Below are 15521 nucleotides of genomic sequence, written 5' to 3' on the forward strand. Positions count from 1 at the left end.
GGATCGCGAAACCCTCGTCGATGTCCGGGGACATGATGCGCCGCCTGCAAACCTTTCAGGACCTGTTCAAGCGATACCGCCGCCCCGGAGACATGGTCTTCGCGCTGGCCTTCTTCGCCTTCGCGCTGTTCCTGCTGCTGAATCTGCCGGTCCAGACGACGTGGGTGGAAAAACGCACCGCGCTGTTCGCGCAGCCCGCCTTCTGGCCCGCGATCTCGCTTGGGCTGATGACCCTGTTCGCCGCGCTGCACCTTGCCGGCGCGCTGGTGTCGCAGCGCATTCCGGGACGTCTGGCAGAGGCGCTGTATTGGGCCCGCTCGCTGGAATACGCGGCGTGGTTCATGGCGTATGTGCTGTTGGTGCCGTGGATCGGCTATCTGCTGGCAACCATCGCCTTCTGCTGCGTCCTGTCTTTCCGCCTTGGCTATCGCTCGGCCCGCTGGATGGGGATTGCCACGGTCTTCGCCATCGCGACCGTTGTGATCTTCAAGGGGCTGCTGCAGGTGAAGATCCCGGCGGGCGAAATCTATGGCCTGCTTCCCGCAGGCGCGTTCCGCAGCTTCATGATGACGTATCTTTAGATGGACGCGTTTCTCTCTGGCCTTGACCTTCTGGCCCGCTTCGACGTCGCCTTCGCGCTGCTGATCGGATCGATCGGCGGCGTGATCATCGGCGCGATCCCCGGTGTCGGCCCCGCCGTCGCCATCGCCATCCTGCTGCCCGCGACCTTCTCGCTCGACCCGCTGGTCGGGCTGACGATGCTGCTGGGTATCTACGGGTCTTCGATGTTCGGCGGTGCGCTGCCCGCGATCCTGATCAACACGCCCGGCACGGCGGTCAACGCGCTGACCACCTACGACGGCCACCCGATGACCAAGCGGGGCGAGGCGCTGCGGGCGCTTGGCCTTGCCTACGGCGCCAGCTTCATGGGCGGCATCCTGTCCATCGTGGCGCTGATCCTGTTCGCGCCGCTGCTGGCGAAGATCGCGCCGATGTTCGGCAGCCGCGAGATCTTTCTGGCCGCGCTGTTGGGCCTTGCGCTGGTGGTGCTGGCGCACCGGGGCCAGACCTTTGCCGCCGGGATGCTGGCGGCGTTCGGCGTGTTCTTGCAGACCGTCGGGCTGGAGCCGGTGAAATACACTCAGCGTTTCACCTTCGGGCAGGACTGGCTGGCGTCCGGCATCAACCTGATCGTCGTGGTGCTGGGCCTGTTCGCTCTGTCGCAGGCCTTCGTCCTGCTGACCGACCCGGAATCCGCGCCCGACACCCAGCGGATCAAGGGCAGCATGGGCCGCGCCATGCGCGAGGTGTTCCGCCACAAGCGCGTCGCCGCCGCCGGGTCCGGCTTTGGCGTTCTGATGGGCATGATCCCCGGCGTGGGAGAGTTCACGGCCCAGTTCCTCAGCTATACCTACGCGCAAAAGACGTCGAAGGACCCGGACGCGTTCGGAAATGGGTCGCCAGAGGGTCTGGTCGCCAGCGAGTCCGCCAACAACGCGGTGCCCGCCGCCGCGATGATCCCGCTGCTGGCGCTTGGCATCCCGGGCGAGGCGCTGACCGCGATGATGCTGTCGGTGTTCTACGTCCACAACGTGATCCCCGGTCCCGGCCTGTTCCAGAACCAGCTGGATTTCGTCTATGCCCTCTACATCGCGATGATCGCGCTGAACGTGATCGTCGTGGTGTTCATGCTGTTCGCTTCGAACTGGCTGATGAAGATCATCCGCGTCCCCACCCGGTTCCTTGGCGTGACGATCCTGACGCTTTCCTTCGTCGGCGTGTATAGCCTGCGCAACTCGATCACCGACTGCGCCATCGCGGCGGGCTTCGGCGTGTTCGGGCTGATCCTGAAACGGCAGAACCTGCCGGTGGTCCCGATCGTGCTGGGCATGGTGCTTGGCGGCATCATGGAGGTGAAGCTGCGTTCGGCGATGGCGCGGGTGAAAACGCCGCTGGATTTCGTTGATCGACCCATCGCGGCGCTGCTGGCGCTGGCCATCGTGGCCCTGATCATCCTGCACATTCGCGGCGTGATCCGCGAGCACCGCGACAACCTGCCCGAAGACGCCCACGACCACGACATCCACGACAGCCAGACACGGTAGGAGACCCCCATGCCGGACCTTTCCCGGATCAAGGCCCAGCGCAACGCGTCAGCGGTTCGCCGCGCGCGCAGCAAACCGCTGCGGGTGAGCCGGGCAAGCGCAGGGGGCCGGCCATGACAGACCCGACGATCCTGATCATCGGCACATGGGACACCAAGGACGACGAACTGCATTACCTCGCTTCGGTCATCCGTGCCCAGGGCGGCCGGGTGCGGACGATGGATGTCAGCGTGCTGGGCGACCCGTCGCAGCCGACGGATCATTCGAAGCACGAGGTCGCGGCCGAGGGCGGGCATTCGATCCGCGAGGCCATCGACGGCGGCGACGAGAACCGTGCGATGCAGATCATGGCGAAGGGCGCGTCACTGCTGGCCGCGCGGCTGCATGCAGAAAGCAAGGCGGACGGCGTGCTGATCCTTGGCGGCACGATGGGCACCGACCTTGCGCTGGACGTCGCCTTGGCCTTGCCGCTGGGGGTGCCGAAATACATCGTCTCGACCGTTAGCTTTTCCCCGCTGATGCCGCCCGACCGGATTCCGGCGGATGTGCAGATGATCCTGTGGGCGGGCGGGCTGTACGGCCTGAACTCGGTCTGCAAGGCGTCCCTGTCGCAGGCGGCGGGCGCGGTGCTGGGCGCGGCGCGCGCGGTGGAACGGCCAGACCGGACAAAGCCGCTGATCGGCATGACCTCGTTCGGGAAGACGGTGCTGCGCTATATGGTGCCGCTGAAACCCGCGCTAGAGGAGCGTGGCTTTGAGGTCGCCGTTTTCCACGCCACAGGCATGGGCGGCCGCGCGTTCGAGTCGCTGGCCGCACAGGGGGCCTTCGCCTGCGTCATGGACTTCGCGACGCAAGAGGTCGGCAACCACATCCACGGGTCCGCGATCTCTGCCGGGGCGGACCGGCTGACCGCCGCCGGGCGCAACGGCACGCCGCAGATGGTCGCGCCGGGGTGTTACGACCTTGTCGATCTTGTCGGCTGGCAACCCGTGCCCGACGCGCTGGCCGACCTGCCCAGCCACGCGCACAACCGCCTGCTAAGCTCGGTCGTGCTGGATGCCGACCGCCGCCGTGCCGTGGCCCGCGCCCATGCCGAGCGACTGGCACAGGCAACAGGGCCGACCGTGTTGCTGCTGCCCGAAGGCGGCTGCAACGAGTGGGACCGTCCCGGTGCAGACCTGCACGACGCCGAGGGACTTGCCGCCTTCCTGCAAGAGATGCGCGCCACCTGCCCCGACACCTGCACGCGCGTCGACGTGGACGCCCACATCAACGACGCGGCGTTCGCTGACACGGTGTTGGACCTGTTCGACGGCTGGCTGGCGGACGGAACCGTGGCGCGCCCCTGACCGGCCCGGGCCGTAACACAGACACTTCGGGCAGCTTGGACGAACGCCCGTAAATACTGCATCGGGGGATGATCCGCGCGCCTTGCTGCCCCCGAAACGGGCTGTCACAAAACCGTTTCGCAACCGCAAGAAAACCGTCGCAAAAGCTTAACACAAACGACGCCGACGGCACGTAGCAGTCCCCGGGACTTCAGGGGGCATTCATGCTGCACGTATCGTCGCTGACGAAGCGGTTCGGGGAACGGACCGCAGTAGACAACATCTCTTTCACCGTGGACCGGCCCTGCATGATCGGCGTCATCGGACGGTCCGGCGCGGGCAAGTCGACGCTGCTGCGGATGATGAACCGCCTTGCGGACGCCAGCGACGGCTCGATCACTTACGAAGGGCGCGAGATCACCGGCCTGAAGGGCGCCCTGCGCCGCGAGTGGCAGTCGCGCTGTGCGATGATCTTCCAGCAGTTCAATCTTGTCCCCCGCATGGACGTCGTGTCGAACGTCTTGCACGGCACCCTGAACAAGCGATCCACCTTCGCCACGCTGTTCAACCTGTATCCGCAGTCCGACATCCACCGCGCCATCGAGATCCTCGACCGGCTCGGCATCGCCGAGCACGCGTCGAAACGGGCCGAGGCGCTGTCCGGCGGCCAGCAGCAGCGCGTCGCCATCGCGCGCGCCCTGATGCAGGACCCCGACATCATCCTTGCGGACGAACCCATCGCCTCGCTTGACCCGATGAACGCGCAGATCGTGATGGATGCGCTGCGCCGCATCCACGAAGAGGACGGCCGCATGGTCGTTTGCAACCTGCACACGCTGGATACCGCGCGCCGCTATTGCGACCGCGTGATCGGGATGCGCGACGGCCGGATCGTGTTCGACGGGGAACCCGACGCGCTGACGACCACCGCCGCGCGCGACATCTACGGCGCCGGGGATGATTTCTCGGAAGGCGCCACCTCGACCCAAATCGAAGCCTTGGACAGGACCGAACTGGCCGCTGCGGCCTACGCCTGATCCCTGAACCCGCCCGCAATGCCGGGCAACCACAATGGAGACAGTGATGAACACCCGCCTCTTTTCCGGCCTTGCCCTGGCCCTGACGACCACCGCGATCGCATCCGGCGCCGTTGCGCAGGACATCGAGGAATTCCGCATCGGCATCCTCGGCGGCGAAAACGCGCAGGACCGCATGAACAGCTATGCCTGCCTGCAGGACTATGCCGAAGAAGCCCTTGGCGTTCCGATCAAGCTGTTCGCCCCGGCCGACTACAACGGCGTGATCCAAGGCCTGCTGGGCGGCACGCTGGACATGGCATGGCTGGGCGCGTCGGGCTACGCAGCGGTCTATCTGGAAGACCCCGAAGCCGTGACGCCGGCGCTGGTCAAGATCAACCTCGACGGCTCGTACGGCTACCACTCGATCGGCTTCGCCCGTGCCGACAGCGGCATCACCTCGCTGGAAGACATGCAGGGCAAGGCCTTCGGCTTCGGCGACCCGAACTCGACCTCGGGCTACCTGATCCCGTCGATCGAGATCCCGGAAGAAACCGGCGCCTCGATGGAATCCGGCGACTACTTTGGTGAAGTGAAATTCACCGGCGGTCACGAACAGACCATCGTCGCGGTCTTCAACGGCGACATCGAAGGCGGTGTGACCTGGGCCGACGGCCAAGGCAACTGGGAAGACGGCTATAACTCGGGCGCCCTGCGCAAGGCGGTCGACGCTGGCCTGATCGACATGAACGAACTGGTCGAGATCTGGAAATCCAAGGTCATCCCCGAAGGCCCCGTGGTCGTTCGCACCGCGCTGCCGGAAGAGGTGAAAGCCACGATGATCGAGCTGGTCGACAACCTGCAGGAAACCGACCCGGACTGCGCCTACGGCGTTGCCGCCGGTGACACGCTGGGCTTCGACCCGATCACCCACGATGCCTATCTCTCGGTGATCGAGGCCCGCAAAGCCAAGATCGGCGGCTGATACGGCCACTGCTTTCGTCGGGGGTCCCATCGGGGCCCCCGGTTTCGTTCTGACCCGGATTCCCATGACTGACATATCGCACCCCGCCGCCGCGGCCCCGCAGACGCGCATCGCCGACCTGCAAGCGGGCTACATGGAACTTGCCCGCAAAAAGCGGCTGTACGGCGGGCTGACCCTTGTCGTCTTCGTGCTGCTGCTGGTGTCCGGCTTCGTCGTCGCCGACGGCCGCAACGCGGGCGGCTTCTGGGACGGGCTGGCGAATGTCGGGGACTACCCGGCCGCGGTGATCTCGGAGGCGTGGGAGAAACGCGCCGAGTTGCCCGCGAACCTTGTGAAATTCTTCCCTGCGCTGGTCGAGACGCTGAACATCGCCGCCGTGTCCACCCTTGTGGGTGCGCTGCTGGGCCTTGTGCTGTCGTTCCTGTCGACCCGCGGGCTGGCGCGCTGGCCGCGCCTTGTGCCGCTGTTCCGGCGGATCATGGACATCATGCGCGCGGTCCCCGAGATCGTCATCGCTCTGGTTCTGATCTTCATGCTGGGCGGCGGGCCGGTGCCCGCGATGATCGCCATCGCTTTCCACACCGCAGGCGCACTGGGCAAGCTGTTCTCAGAAGTCACGGAAAACGCCGACCTGAAGCCGGTCGACGGCTTGGCCTCGGTCGGGGCGAACTGGAGCCAGCGCATGCTGCTAGGCGTGATGCCGCAGGTCGCGCCCAACTTCGTCAGCTATTCCTTGCTGCGGTTCGAGATCAACATCCGCGCCTCTGCCATCCTTGGCTTCGTCGGCGCGGGCGGCCTTGGCTATGAACTGCGCAACGCGATGTCGTGGGGGCCCGGCCAGTTCGACGCCGCCGCCGCGATCTTCATCCTGCTGTTCGGCGCGATCGTGCTGTTCGACCAGTTGTCCAGCCGCTACCGCAACCGCCTGACCGAGGGAGGTCACGCATGACCGACGCCACCATCACCCTTCCGGCGGGCGACCCCCTTGGCACGGCCAAGGCCACGGCGGACCGCCTGTTCCGGCGCAAACGGCTGGTGACCTTCGGTCTGCCCGCGCTGGTTCTGGCCTACCTCGTCTATATCTTCTTCGCCTTCGACATCGCCGGCCTGGCCCAGCGCGCGCGGCTGGACAACGCGGTGACGCTGGCGTCGGACAGCTGGTCCTACAAGACCCACGTCACCCGCGATCATCGCTCGGGCGGGATCGACTATGCGATCGAGGGCGAGCGCAAGGGCATGTACCCGGACGGGATGCGCCCGGACTGGGTGTCGGACGACGGCGACGCCACCGTGGTCGATCTTGAAGACGGCTACGAGGTGCGCATCCTGCCCGACAACCGGACCGAGTTCGACGTCCCCGGCTTCGGCATGATCGAAGCGCATTTCGACGGCGGCCGGATCGTGACCAACCTTGGCGACACGCCGCCGGACTGGATCAACGCCGGCGACCGCCGGGTTGCGATCACCACCGACAACGGACGCGTGACCATCACACGGTCCAAGACCGAAGTGTTCCGCTATTTCCCGGGGTGGGAGCTGTTCTGGTTCACGCTCGACAGCCCCTACTACGGCAAAAGCTTCTCTCAGATCGCGTTCGGCGAACAGCTGGACCCGGAACGGGGCAACATCCAAGGCGCGTTTCAGGATTTCTGGCACAACGCGATGTGGCGCCATTCCGATGTGGCCTGGGCCATCGGCGAAACCATCCTGATGGCCTTCCTCGGCACCTTCGGCGCGGCGCTGGTCGCGCTGCCGCTGGGCTTTCTTGCGGCGAAACGGTTCAGCCCGCTGATGGCGGTGCGGTTCGGGATGCGGCGCATCTTCGACTTCGTGCGCGGCGTGGACGGCCTGATATGGACCATCGTCCTGTCGCGCGCTTTCGGCCCCGGCCCGCTGACCGGCACGCTGGCGATCCTGATCACCGACACCGGCACCTTCGGCAAGCTGTTCTCCGAGGCGCTGGAAAACGTCGACGAGAAGCAGATCGAGGGCGTCTCGTCCACCGGGGCCAAGCCGCTGCAACGATACCGCTTCGGGGTGATCCCGCAGGTGGTGCCGGTGCTGCTGTCGCAGATCCTGTACTTTTTCGAATCCAACACCCGGTCCGCTACGATCATCGGCGCGATCACCGGCGGCGGCATCGGCCTTTTGCTGACGCAGGCGATCCAGACACAAAAGGACTGGGAAGAGGTCGCCTATTACATCGTGCTGGTGGTGCTGATGGTGATGGCAATGGACTGGCTGTCGGGCTGGCTGCGCGCGAAGCTGATCGGGCGGTCCGAAGGGAAGCACTGAGGTGGTTAGGGCCGGGGATGGAGTCCTCCCTTTGGGTGGTCCTTGGAGAAAACGGCACTTGGGAGTCCAAGGAGTCCAGGGACAATGTCGGCTATGAGACCAAACCTGAACGATGCTGCACTTTGCATGAAAGGCTGCTATTCCTGCATCTGACAGTCAGGTTTTTTTGGAAACGCTATGATTGGCCCAAGGACTAATCGCTTTTTTACGCCGCCAAACGTTCCGAAGTTGGATTTGCACGTTACTTCGCTTCGGGGCGGCGGCGCTTGCCCTTCCCAGTATTGGGGCCAAACGCATGATGGTCGCGAAGTTTATATTCGCTACCGAGGTGGGTTTCTCTCAGTCGATGTAGCCGAAGAGCCTGGCGAAGAGGTCCTTTACGATGGTGGTTTTCTTGACATCGAGCTGGGCCCACCTCTGGATGGAGAATTGTCGGTCCGACAGCTAATTGCTTTGACTGGGTTAAAGGTCGACGAGCTTGATGGATTTCAAGTTTCGGCAGAAAGAGAGGCAGAGCGAGACCTTAGTGGCGCTACAACCTTCTGGAGCGCCATTGGGATATCTGCGACTAACGAAGGGGCCGAGCAATTTCTATCAGTGCTTTGGCGTGAGTTTCCGGACTGTCAGTTGTTTGAAAATATTTGGTCTCAGCCGAGAGGGCGCAAGAAACGCCCACTCTGGCCGGGTGAAACGCCGAAAGAAGCTATTCTCGAAATCATGTTAGGAGCGGGTTGCCCCAAAATTTCGCTTCACTACTCACGGTTCAAATACGATTTCCCTGGGTATGGTAGCCCCGAAGACAACTCCCGTTTCTCACAAGAGGCCCGACGTGAGGTTGAAACGGTCGGAAGCATTGGCTGTGAAGTCAAATACGACAGCTTGAGAATTTCGTCTGAGTTTCGCACAGACGACACCTTGGCTCGGACGTGGTTGGAGCGACTGGATCAGAAACTCGACGCTTGTTTTCCCGAAATTGAATACAGCCCACACGACCTCGCAACTGGCGAGATCACGGCAGGAGAAGCGATCAAAACTCAGGACGACCCGGAGATCACCAAGTGGGTCCAAGTCGCTTCAAACCGCTTTCGCTACATTCGACGAGCAGCGCGTGATTTGCCATTGATTGGCTATAGGTAGCCTTAGAGCGGTCATTCCATCCGAAATGCCGGTCGGTAGCTTTGTCCGCCCACCCGACATCCAGCCGAGGCAAGTCCCCAAGCTCCCTCTGCGTGTCACCGCCTACGCCGCCCCCCTCTCAAAGCCCCTCCGGCTCATCACCCAAAGCAAAAGGGCCGCCCCGAAGGACGGCCCTCTCCCAATTCTTAGCCGATGATCACGACACCAGGTCGAACCGGTCGGCGTTCATCACCTTGGTCCACGCGGCCACGAAGTCCTTCACGAACTTCCCGGCGTTGTCGTCTTGGGCGTAGACCTCGGCATAGGCGCGCAGGATCGAGTTCGAGCCGAACACGAGGTCGACGCGGCTGGCCTTCCATTTCACGTTGCCCGAGACGCGGTCGCGGATCTCGTAGACCATCTTGTCTTCGACCGGGACCCACGTATTGCCCATGTCGGTCAGGTTGACGAAGAAGTCCTGCGTCAGCGCGCCGACGTTGTCGGTGAAGACGCCAAGATCGGATCCGCCGTGGTTGGCGCCCATCACGCGCATCCCGCCCAGCAGGCAGGTGGTCTCGTGCGCGGTCAGGCCCATCAGCTGCGCCCGGTCCAGAAGCATCTCTTCCGGCGACACGACGAACTCGTCCTTCTCCCAGTTGCGGAAGCCATCGGCGAGCGGCTCCAGCGGCTCGAACGAGTCGGCGTCGGTCATCTCGTCGGTGGCGTCGCCACGACCCGGTTCGAACGGCACGGTCACGTCATGGCCGGCCGCCTTGGTCGCCATCTCGACGCCGACGTTGCCTGCCAGCACGATGGTGTCCGCGATGGACGCACCGGCTTCGGCGGCCAGCGGTTCCAGCACGGCCAGCACCTTGGCCAGACGGTCGGGCTCGTTCCCCGGCCAGTCCTTCTGCGGCGCAAGGCGGATGCGGGCACCGTTGGCGCCACCGCGCTTGTCCGACCCACGGAAGGTGCGGGCGCTGTCCCACGCGGTTGCGACCATGTCCGACAGGCTAAGCCCGGACTCGGCGATCTTCGTCTTCAGATGGCCGATGTCGTAGTTCACCGGACCGGCGGGGATCGGGTCTTGCCAGATCAGGTCCTCGTTAGGAACGTCGGGGCCGCGATAGCAGGCCTTCGGCCCCATGTCGCGGTGGGTCAGTTTGAACCACGCACGGGCGAAGGTTTCCGAGAAATACTCGGGGTCCGCGATGAACTTCTGGCAGATCTCGTTGTAGACCGGGTCCACCTTCATCGCCATGTCGGCGTCGGTCATCATCGGCATGGTCTTGATCGACGGGTCCTCGACGTCCGGGGACATGTCCTTTTCGTCGATCTGCACGGGCTTCCACTGGTTCGCACCGGCGGGCGACTTGGTCAGCTCCCACTCGTGGCCGAACAGCATGTCGAAATAGCCCATGTCCCACTTGGTGGGGTCAGAGGTCCACGCGCCCTCGATGCCCGACACCACGGTGTCGCGCCCGACGCCCCGGCCCTTGGTGTTCATCCAGCCGATACCCTGATACTCGACGTCGGCTTCTTCCGGGTCGGGCGACAGGTTCTCGGCCAGACCGTTGCCGTGCGATTTGCCGATCGTGTGGCCACCGGCGGTCAGCGCGACGGTCTCTTCGTCGTTCATCGCCATCCGTGCGAAGGTTTCGCGGATCTGGGCCGCGGTCTTCATCGGGTCCGGCTGTCCGTTCACGCCTTCGGGGTTCACGTAGATCAGGCCCATCTGCACGGCGGCCAGCGGGTTGGCCATCGTGTCGGGACGCTCGATGTCCGCATACCGGCTGTTCGACGGCGCCAGCCATTCCTTCTCGTCACCCCAGTAGGTGTCCTTCTCGGGATGCCAGATATCCTCGCGCCCGAACGCGAAGCCGTAGGTCTTCAGACCGGCGACCTCATAGGCGATGGTGCCGGACAGAACGATCAGGTCGGCCCAGCTGACCCTGTTGCCGTACTTCTTCTTGATCGGCCACAGCAGACGGCGGCCCTTGTCGGTGTTCACGTTATCCGGCCAGCTGTTCAGCGGCGCGAACCGCTGGTTGCCGGTCCCGGCGCCGCCCCGGCCATCGGCCAGACGGTACGACCCGGCGGCGTGCCATGCGACGCGGGCAAACATGCCCACATAGCTGCCCCAGTCGGCCGGCCACCATTCCTGGCTGTCGGTCATCAGCTTGCGCAGATCATCCTTCAGCGCCTCGACGTCCAGCTTCTTCAGCTCGTCGTGATAGTTGAAATCGGCACCAAGCGGGTTCGACTTCACGTCGTGCTGGTGCAAAATGTCGAAGTTCAGCGCGTTCGGCCACCATCCGGTCACCGTGGATCCCATCGCGGTGTTGCCACCGTGCATGACGGGGCACTTGCCGCCGCTGCTCATGTCATTGCCGTCCATCCGGGGACTCTCCTCTGCTACGTTCCGGCCCCTTGGGCCTTGGCTGGAAAGGTGCGCCCGCGCGGCTTCTCCTCCGAAGCGGCGCGGTTTGATTCCCATCTTCCACCCACGATCATACCACCCATCTTCATAATGGGAATTTTAAAGTTCATATAGTCATGATAGGGTCAGGTTATGAATGGACTGACCATGAAACACCTGCGCTACTTCGTGGCGCTGGCCCGGCACGGCCACTTCGGGCGCGCGGCGGAAACCTGCGGCATCTCGCAACCCGCGCTGTCGGTGCAGATAAAAGAGTTGGAGGCCCTGTTGGGGGCTCCGCTGATCGAACGCGGCGCCCGGCAGATCCGTCTAAGCGGGCTGGGCGAAGAGCTGGCCGAGCGCGCGAAAGAGATCCTGCGCGCGGTGGACGAGCTGAACGACCTTGCCCGCGCGGCGCAGGGACCGTTGACGGGGCGGTTGCGGATCGGGGTCATCCCGACTGTCGCGCCCTACCTGCTGCCGGACCTCATCAAGGCGCTGGGGCAGCGGAACCCCGACCTCGACATCCGCCCGCGCGAGGCGATCACCGGCTCGCTCATCCGCGACCTGAACGAGGCGCGGCTGGACCTTGCCGTCGTGGCCCTGCCAGTGTCCGAGGCGGCGCTGCACGAGGAGCCGCTGTTCGAAGAGGATTTCGTGCTTGTCCGTCCCGCCGCCGACGCGGGCCTGCCGGTGCCCCGCCCGGAGATCCTGCGCGAGATGCGCCTGCTTCTGCTGGAAGAGGGACACTGCTTTCGCGATCAGGCGTTGTCGTTCTGTCAGGCCACCACCACCGGCCCGCGCGACCTGATGGAGGGCAGTTCCCTGTCCACGCTGGTGCAGATGGTCGGCGCCGGGATCGGGGTGACCCTGATCCCCGAGATGGCCGTCGCGACCGAGACGCGGTCAGCCGACGTGTCGGTCGCCCGGCTGGGTGCGCCCCGCCCAAAGCGGACGGTGGGAATGGTCTGGAGGAAAAGCAGTCCGATGGGCCCCCAGTTCGCCGAGATCGTGAATGCCGTGCGGGACCTGCCGCGCCGCGTCGCCTAGCTCTCGTCGCCCAAGGTCAGCGTGATCCTGTCGCCCGCGAACCATGTGCGGCCGAATTCGACCGGTACGTCGTCGGCATCGACGTTGACGCCTTCGGAATACAGCAGTGGCGCGCCCTCGGTCAGACCAAGGTGCAGCGCCTGCGTTGCGTCCGCCGCCCGCGCCGACAGGCGCGTGGACTGCCGGACATAGTCCTCGACCCCGAAGCGGGCCAGCGACTGCGTCACGCTGCGCAGCTCGCGCAGGGCAGCGCCGATTCCGGCAAAGCGCGCGGCGGGGAAGTGGCTTTCGAACAGCGCAACCGGCTGCCCGTCGGCCAGCGACAGCCCCCGATAAACGCAGACCTGCTCGCCCGCGGCCAGCCCCAGCCGATCCGCGACGACCGGGCTTGCGGGAACGGATTCCTCGACCTGCAGGATCTTGCGGTCCGGCGTCCGCCCGGCAGCCAGAAGGTTCTGGTTGAACCGCACCCGCGCGCCCAGCGGATAGTCGGTGGGCCGCGCCGTGACGAAGGCGCCCGCCCCGCGCCGGGTTCGGATCACGCCATCCTCGACCAGCGTCGACAGCGCATGGCGCACCGTGTGCCGGTTCACACCGAACCGCTCTGCCAGCTCCGACTCGGTCGGAAGCTTGTCACCCTCGCGATAGCGCCCCTCGGCGATGTCGCCTTTTAGCGCACCGGCGATGGCCTGCCACAACGGCGTCTTACGGGAACTCTTCGTCGTCATGTCGCCAAAAGTTCATACAACTGGGGTGGTGTAAACCGTCCTGCTGAGGCAGGATATGTCTAGTTGTATAGTAATTGCGGAAGCTGTCGAGATGCTCGATCAATCCACTCACGGAACGGCAGGCACCGACGCGCGCCGGGACTGGCTTGGGCTGCTGGCCCGCGCCCCCGGCGGGCGGGTCGCGGCGCTGGCCGCCGACCTGCCGCGCGGCTTCGACTGGCTTCGCAAGCCCGAGATCGGGGCCGTCATGGTGCGCGGCCGCGCGGGCGCCACAGGTGGGCCGTTCAATCTTGGAGAGATGACCGTGACGCGTTGTTCGCTGAAGCTGGCGGACGGCACGGTCGGGCACGGCTATGTGCAGAGCCGCAACAAGCAGGATGCCGAGGCGGCGGCGTTGGTCGATGCCCTGATGCAGACCGATGCCGCGCGAACGATCCGGTCGGATGTGCTGGACCCGCTGATGACCGAAGAAGCCGACCGCCGGGCCACCCGCGCCGCAAAGGCGGCCGCGACCCGGGTCGAATTCTTTACGCTGGTGCGGGGGGACGACTGATGAACGCCGCCACTGCGCATCTTGAAGGCGGCTTTGCCGATCCGGCACCGCAGGCCGCGACCGCGTTTCGCGCCATCATGTCGGCGATGGCTCGGCCCGGCCGGATCGAGACCATCACCGGCGCGACCCCGCCCGCGCCCCTGTCGCCCGCCGCCGGTGCGGTTCTGCTGACGCTATGCGACGCCGACACGCCGGTGCACCTTGCCGGCGATGCCGACTGCGCCGCGGTGCGCGACTGGATCCGGTTTCACCTTGGCGCGCCGTTGACCGGCCCCGAAGAGGCGATGTTCGCCGTCGGACGCTGGGATGCCCTGCCGAAGGGCGCGTTCGCGATCGGAACCTCCGAGTATCCCGACCGGTCCGCCACGCTGATCGTCGAGACTGACCAGCTAAGCCCCGACGGCGCCACCCTGCGCGGCCCCGGCATCCGCGACACCGCCATGCTGTCGCTGCCCGAAACGGACGCTTTCCGCGCCAACCGCGCGCTGTTCCCGCTGGGGCTGGATTTCGTCTTTACCTGCGGCGACCTGCTGGCCGCGCTGCCCCGCTCTACGGAGGTCTGCTGATGTATGTCGCGGTAAAGGGCGGCGAGCGCGCCATCGACAACGCCCATGCGTGGCTGGCCGAGGAACGGCGCGGCGACAGGTCGGTTGCGGAACTGTCGGTGGACCAGATCCGCGAGCAGATGACGCTGGCGGTGAACCGGGTGATGGCCGAAGGCTCGCTGTACGATCCCGACCTTGCGGCGCTGGCGATCAAGCAGGCGCGCGGCGACCTGATCGAGGCGGTGTTCCTGATCCGCGCCTACCGCACCACCCTGCCCCGGTTCGGCTATTCCGACCCGTTGGACACCGGCGACATGGCCTGTGAACGGCGCATCTCTGCGACGTTCAAGGACCTGCCCGGCGGGCAGGTACTGGGGCCGACGTTCGACTACACCCATCGGCTGCTGGACTTCAAACTCGCCGCCGACGGCGAGGTGCCCGATGCACCAGAGCGCACCGCGCCGCCGGAACAGGTGCCGCATGTGACCGAGTTCCTGAACCGGGAAGGCCTGATCGAGGACGCCCCGGCCGATGACGCCACGCCGCCCGACCTGACGCGCGAACCGTTGGAGCTGCCCGCCGACCGCGCGCTGCGGCTTCAGGCGCTGGCCCGGGCGGACGAGGGGTTCACGCTGGGCCTCGCCTACTCGACCCAGCGCGGCTATGCGCGCAACCATGCCTTCGTGGGAGAGTTGCGCATCGGCGCGGTGGCCGTCGAGATGGAGGTGCCGGAATTGGGCTTCGCGATCGAGATCGGCGAGGTGACGCTGACCGAATGCGAGACGGTGAACCAGTTCAAAGGCTCGAAGACCGAACCGCCGCAGTTCACGCGGGGCTACGGGCTGGTGTTCGGCCAGTCGGAGCGCAAGGCAATCTCGATGGCGCTGGTCGACCGGGCGTTGCGGTGGGAAGAGCTGGGCGAAGACAACGTCGGCGCCCCGGCGCAGGACACCGAGTTCGTGCTGTACCACGGCGACAACATTCAGGCGACGGGGTTTCTGGAGCATATCAAGCTGCCGCACTACGTGGATTTCCAGTCCGAGCTGGAGCTGGTGCGCAAGCTGCGGCGCGAGGCTGCGGAATGATTTGGGGCGGGGCCCCCTCCCTGGCCCTCCCCCCTGCAGGGGGGAGGGAATACCGTGCTCCTGCAAGGATGGTGTCAGACCGCCAACGTCCAAGCGACGGACCTCGCCGCCTCTGCGTCCCCTCCCCCTGCAGGGGGGAGGGTCAGGGAGGGGGGCGTGTCGCAACATTCGCAATTAACCCGCCCTTAACCACCCTCGCCCCACCCTCTGCCCGACCCAAGGCAACAGGGAACCCCGATGACCGGCTTCCGCACCGCGACCCAAAGGGCCCGCGCGAAGCAGTTGCGCAGCACGAT

The 15521-nt window shown here is 65.4% G+C and carries 14 protein-coding genes; 12 read left to right on the forward strand and 2 right to left on the reverse strand.

Annotated features, from left to right (window positions below; translation table 11 throughout):
- Nucleotides 1–35 precede the first annotated feature (35 nt).
- From P1K30_RS17885 to P1K30_RS17920, 8 genes are all read left to right on the forward strand, one after another.
- Nucleotides 36–581 (forward strand): tripartite tricarboxylate transporter TctB family protein, encoded by a 546-nt coding sequence (locus P1K30_RS17885; protein ID WP_275634128.1) that lies wholly within the window; start codon nt 36–38, stop codon nt 579–581.
- Entirely contained in the window at nt 582–2105 is a 1524-nt protein-coding gene (locus P1K30_RS17890; protein WP_275634129.1) for a tripartite tricarboxylate transporter permease, read from the forward strand.
- Between the two features lie 113 nt (nt 2106–2218).
- A complete protein-coding gene (locus P1K30_RS17895; RefSeq protein ID WP_275634130.1) occupies nt 2219–3454 on the forward strand; it encodes a Tm-1-like ATP-binding domain-containing protein in 1236 nt (411 codons plus the stop codon).
- Between the two features lie 203 nt (nt 3455–3657).
- Entirely contained in the window at nt 3658–4470 is an 813-nt protein-coding gene (phnC, locus tag P1K30_RS17900) for a phosphonate ABC transporter ATP-binding protein (protein ID WP_275634131.1), read from the forward strand.
- A gap of 46 nt (nt 4471–4516) precedes the next feature.
- Nucleotides 4517–5434, forward strand: coding sequence for a phosphonate ABC transporter substrate-binding protein (gene phnD, locus P1K30_RS17905; protein ID WP_275634132.1), 918 nt, complete (start codon nt 4517–4519; stop codon nt 5432–5434).
- Nucleotides 5435–5498: 64 nt separating this feature from the next.
- Complete coding sequence (gene phnE, locus P1K30_RS17910) at nt 5499–6383, forward strand: phosphonate ABC transporter, permease protein PhnE (protein ID WP_275634133.1); 885 nt, start codon at nt 5499–5501, stop codon at nt 6381–6383.
- Complete coding sequence (gene phnE / locus P1K30_RS17915; RefSeq protein WP_275634134.1) at nt 6380–7729, forward strand: phosphonate ABC transporter, permease protein PhnE; 1350 nt, start codon at nt 6380–6382, stop codon at nt 7727–7729. Before phnE (P1K30_RS17910) ends, phnE (P1K30_RS17915) begins: the two co-directional genes overlap by 4 nt.
- A gap of 228 nt (nt 7730–7957) precedes the next feature.
- A complete protein-coding gene (locus P1K30_RS17920) occupies nt 7958–8866 on the forward strand; it encodes a hypothetical protein (RefSeq protein WP_275634135.1) in 909 nt (302 codons plus the stop codon).
- Nucleotides 8867–9062: 196 nt separating this feature from the next.
- On the opposite strand, the gene katG is transcribed toward P1K30_RS17920, so the two are convergent.
- On the reverse strand, nt 9063–11243 hold the full coding sequence (gene katG / locus P1K30_RS17925) for a catalase/peroxidase HPI (protein WP_275634136.1): 2181 nt from the start codon (nt 11241–11243) through the stop codon (nt 9063–9065).
- Nucleotides 11244–11417: 174 nt separating this feature from the next.
- On the opposite strand from katG, the gene P1K30_RS17930 reads away from it, so the two are divergent.
- Nucleotides 11418–12314: a hydrogen peroxide-inducible genes activator gene (locus P1K30_RS17930; RefSeq protein WP_275634137.1), complete on the forward strand. Its 897-nt coding sequence runs from the start codon at nt 11418–11420 to the stop codon at nt 12312–12314.
- Here the strand turns inward: P1K30_RS17930 and phnF are convergent.
- Nucleotides 12311–13042, reverse strand: a complete 732-nt coding sequence (gene phnF, locus P1K30_RS17935) for a phosphonate metabolism transcriptional regulator PhnF (protein ID WP_275634138.1) — start codon at nt 13040–13042, stop codon at nt 12311–12313. The two genes, P1K30_RS17930 and phnF, sit on opposite strands and share 4 nt — an antisense overlap.
- 91 nt (nt 13043–13133) lie before the next feature.
- Here phnF and phnG point away from each other — a divergent pair, with 91 nt between their 5' ends.
- The 3 genes from phnG to P1K30_RS17950 are packed head-to-tail and all read left to right on the forward strand — an operon-like array spanning nt 13134 to nt 15225.
- Complete coding sequence (gene phnG / locus P1K30_RS17940) at nt 13134–13595, forward strand: phosphonate C-P lyase system protein PhnG (protein WP_275634139.1); 462 nt, start codon at nt 13134–13136, stop codon at nt 13593–13595.
- Complete coding sequence (gene phnH, locus P1K30_RS17945; RefSeq protein ID WP_275634140.1) at nt 13595–14161, forward strand: phosphonate C-P lyase system protein PhnH; 567 nt, start codon at nt 13595–13597, stop codon at nt 14159–14161. The genes phnG and phnH overlap by 1 nt, the downstream gene beginning before the upstream one ends.
- Nucleotides 14161–15225 (forward strand): carbon-phosphorus lyase complex subunit, encoded by a 1065-nt coding sequence (locus P1K30_RS17950; protein WP_275634141.1) that lies wholly within the window; start codon nt 14161–14163, stop codon nt 15223–15225. Before phnH ends, P1K30_RS17950 begins: the two co-directional genes overlap by 1 nt.
- Nucleotides 15226–15521: the final 296 nt, after the last annotated feature.

Source organism: Psychromarinibacter halotolerans (assembly GCF_029168315.1).
Taxonomy (GTDB): domain Bacteria; phylum Pseudomonadota; class Alphaproteobacteria; order Rhodobacterales; family Rhodobacteraceae; genus Psychromarinibacter; species Psychromarinibacter halotolerans.

Bases quoted from the DNA above. Each gene is read 5' to 3' on its own strand.
- phnF (WP_275634138.1), bottom strand. From the start codon at position 13,042: ATGACGACGAAGAGTTCCCGTAAGACGCCGTTGTGGCAGGCCATCGCC.
- katG (WP_275634136.1), bottom strand. From the start codon at position 11,243: ATGGACGGCAATGACATGAGCAGCGGCGGCAAGTGCCCCGTCATGCAC.
- P1K30_RS17885 (WP_275634128.1), top strand. From the start codon at position 36: ATGCGCCGCCTGCAAACCTTTCAGGACCTGTTCAAGCGATACCGCCGC.
- phnH (WP_275634140.1), top strand. From the start codon at position 13,595: ATGAACGCCGCCACTGCGCATCTTGAAGGCGGCTTTGCCGATCCGGCA.
- phnG (WP_275634139.1), top strand. From the start codon at position 13,134: ATGCTCGATCAATCCACTCACGGAACGGCAGGCACCGACGCGCGCCGG.
- phnC (WP_275634131.1), top strand. From the start codon at position 3,658: ATGCTGCACGTATCGTCGCTGACGAAGCGGTTCGGGGAACGGACCGCA.
- P1K30_RS17950 (WP_275634141.1), top strand. From the start codon at position 14,161: ATGTATGTCGCGGTAAAGGGCGGCGAGCGCGCCATCGACAACGCCCAT.
- P1K30_RS17890 (WP_275634129.1), top strand. From the start codon at position 582: ATGGACGCGTTTCTCTCTGGCCTTGACCTTCTGGCCCGCTTCGACGTC.
- phnE (WP_275634133.1), top strand. From the start codon at position 5,499: ATGACTGACATATCGCACCCCGCCGCCGCGGCCCCGCAGACGCGCATC.
- phnE (WP_275634134.1), top strand. From the start codon at position 6,380: ATGACCGACGCCACCATCACCCTTCCGGCGGGCGACCCCCTTGGCACG.
- P1K30_RS17895 (WP_275634130.1), top strand. From the start codon at position 2,219: ATGACAGACCCGACGATCCTGATCATCGGCACATGGGACACCAAGGAC.
- phnD (WP_275634132.1), top strand. From the start codon at position 4,517: ATGAACACCCGCCTCTTTTCCGGCCTTGCCCTGGCCCTGACGACCACC.
- P1K30_RS17930 (WP_275634137.1), top strand. From the start codon at position 11,418: ATGAATGGACTGACCATGAAACACCTGCGCTACTTCGTGGCGCTGGCC.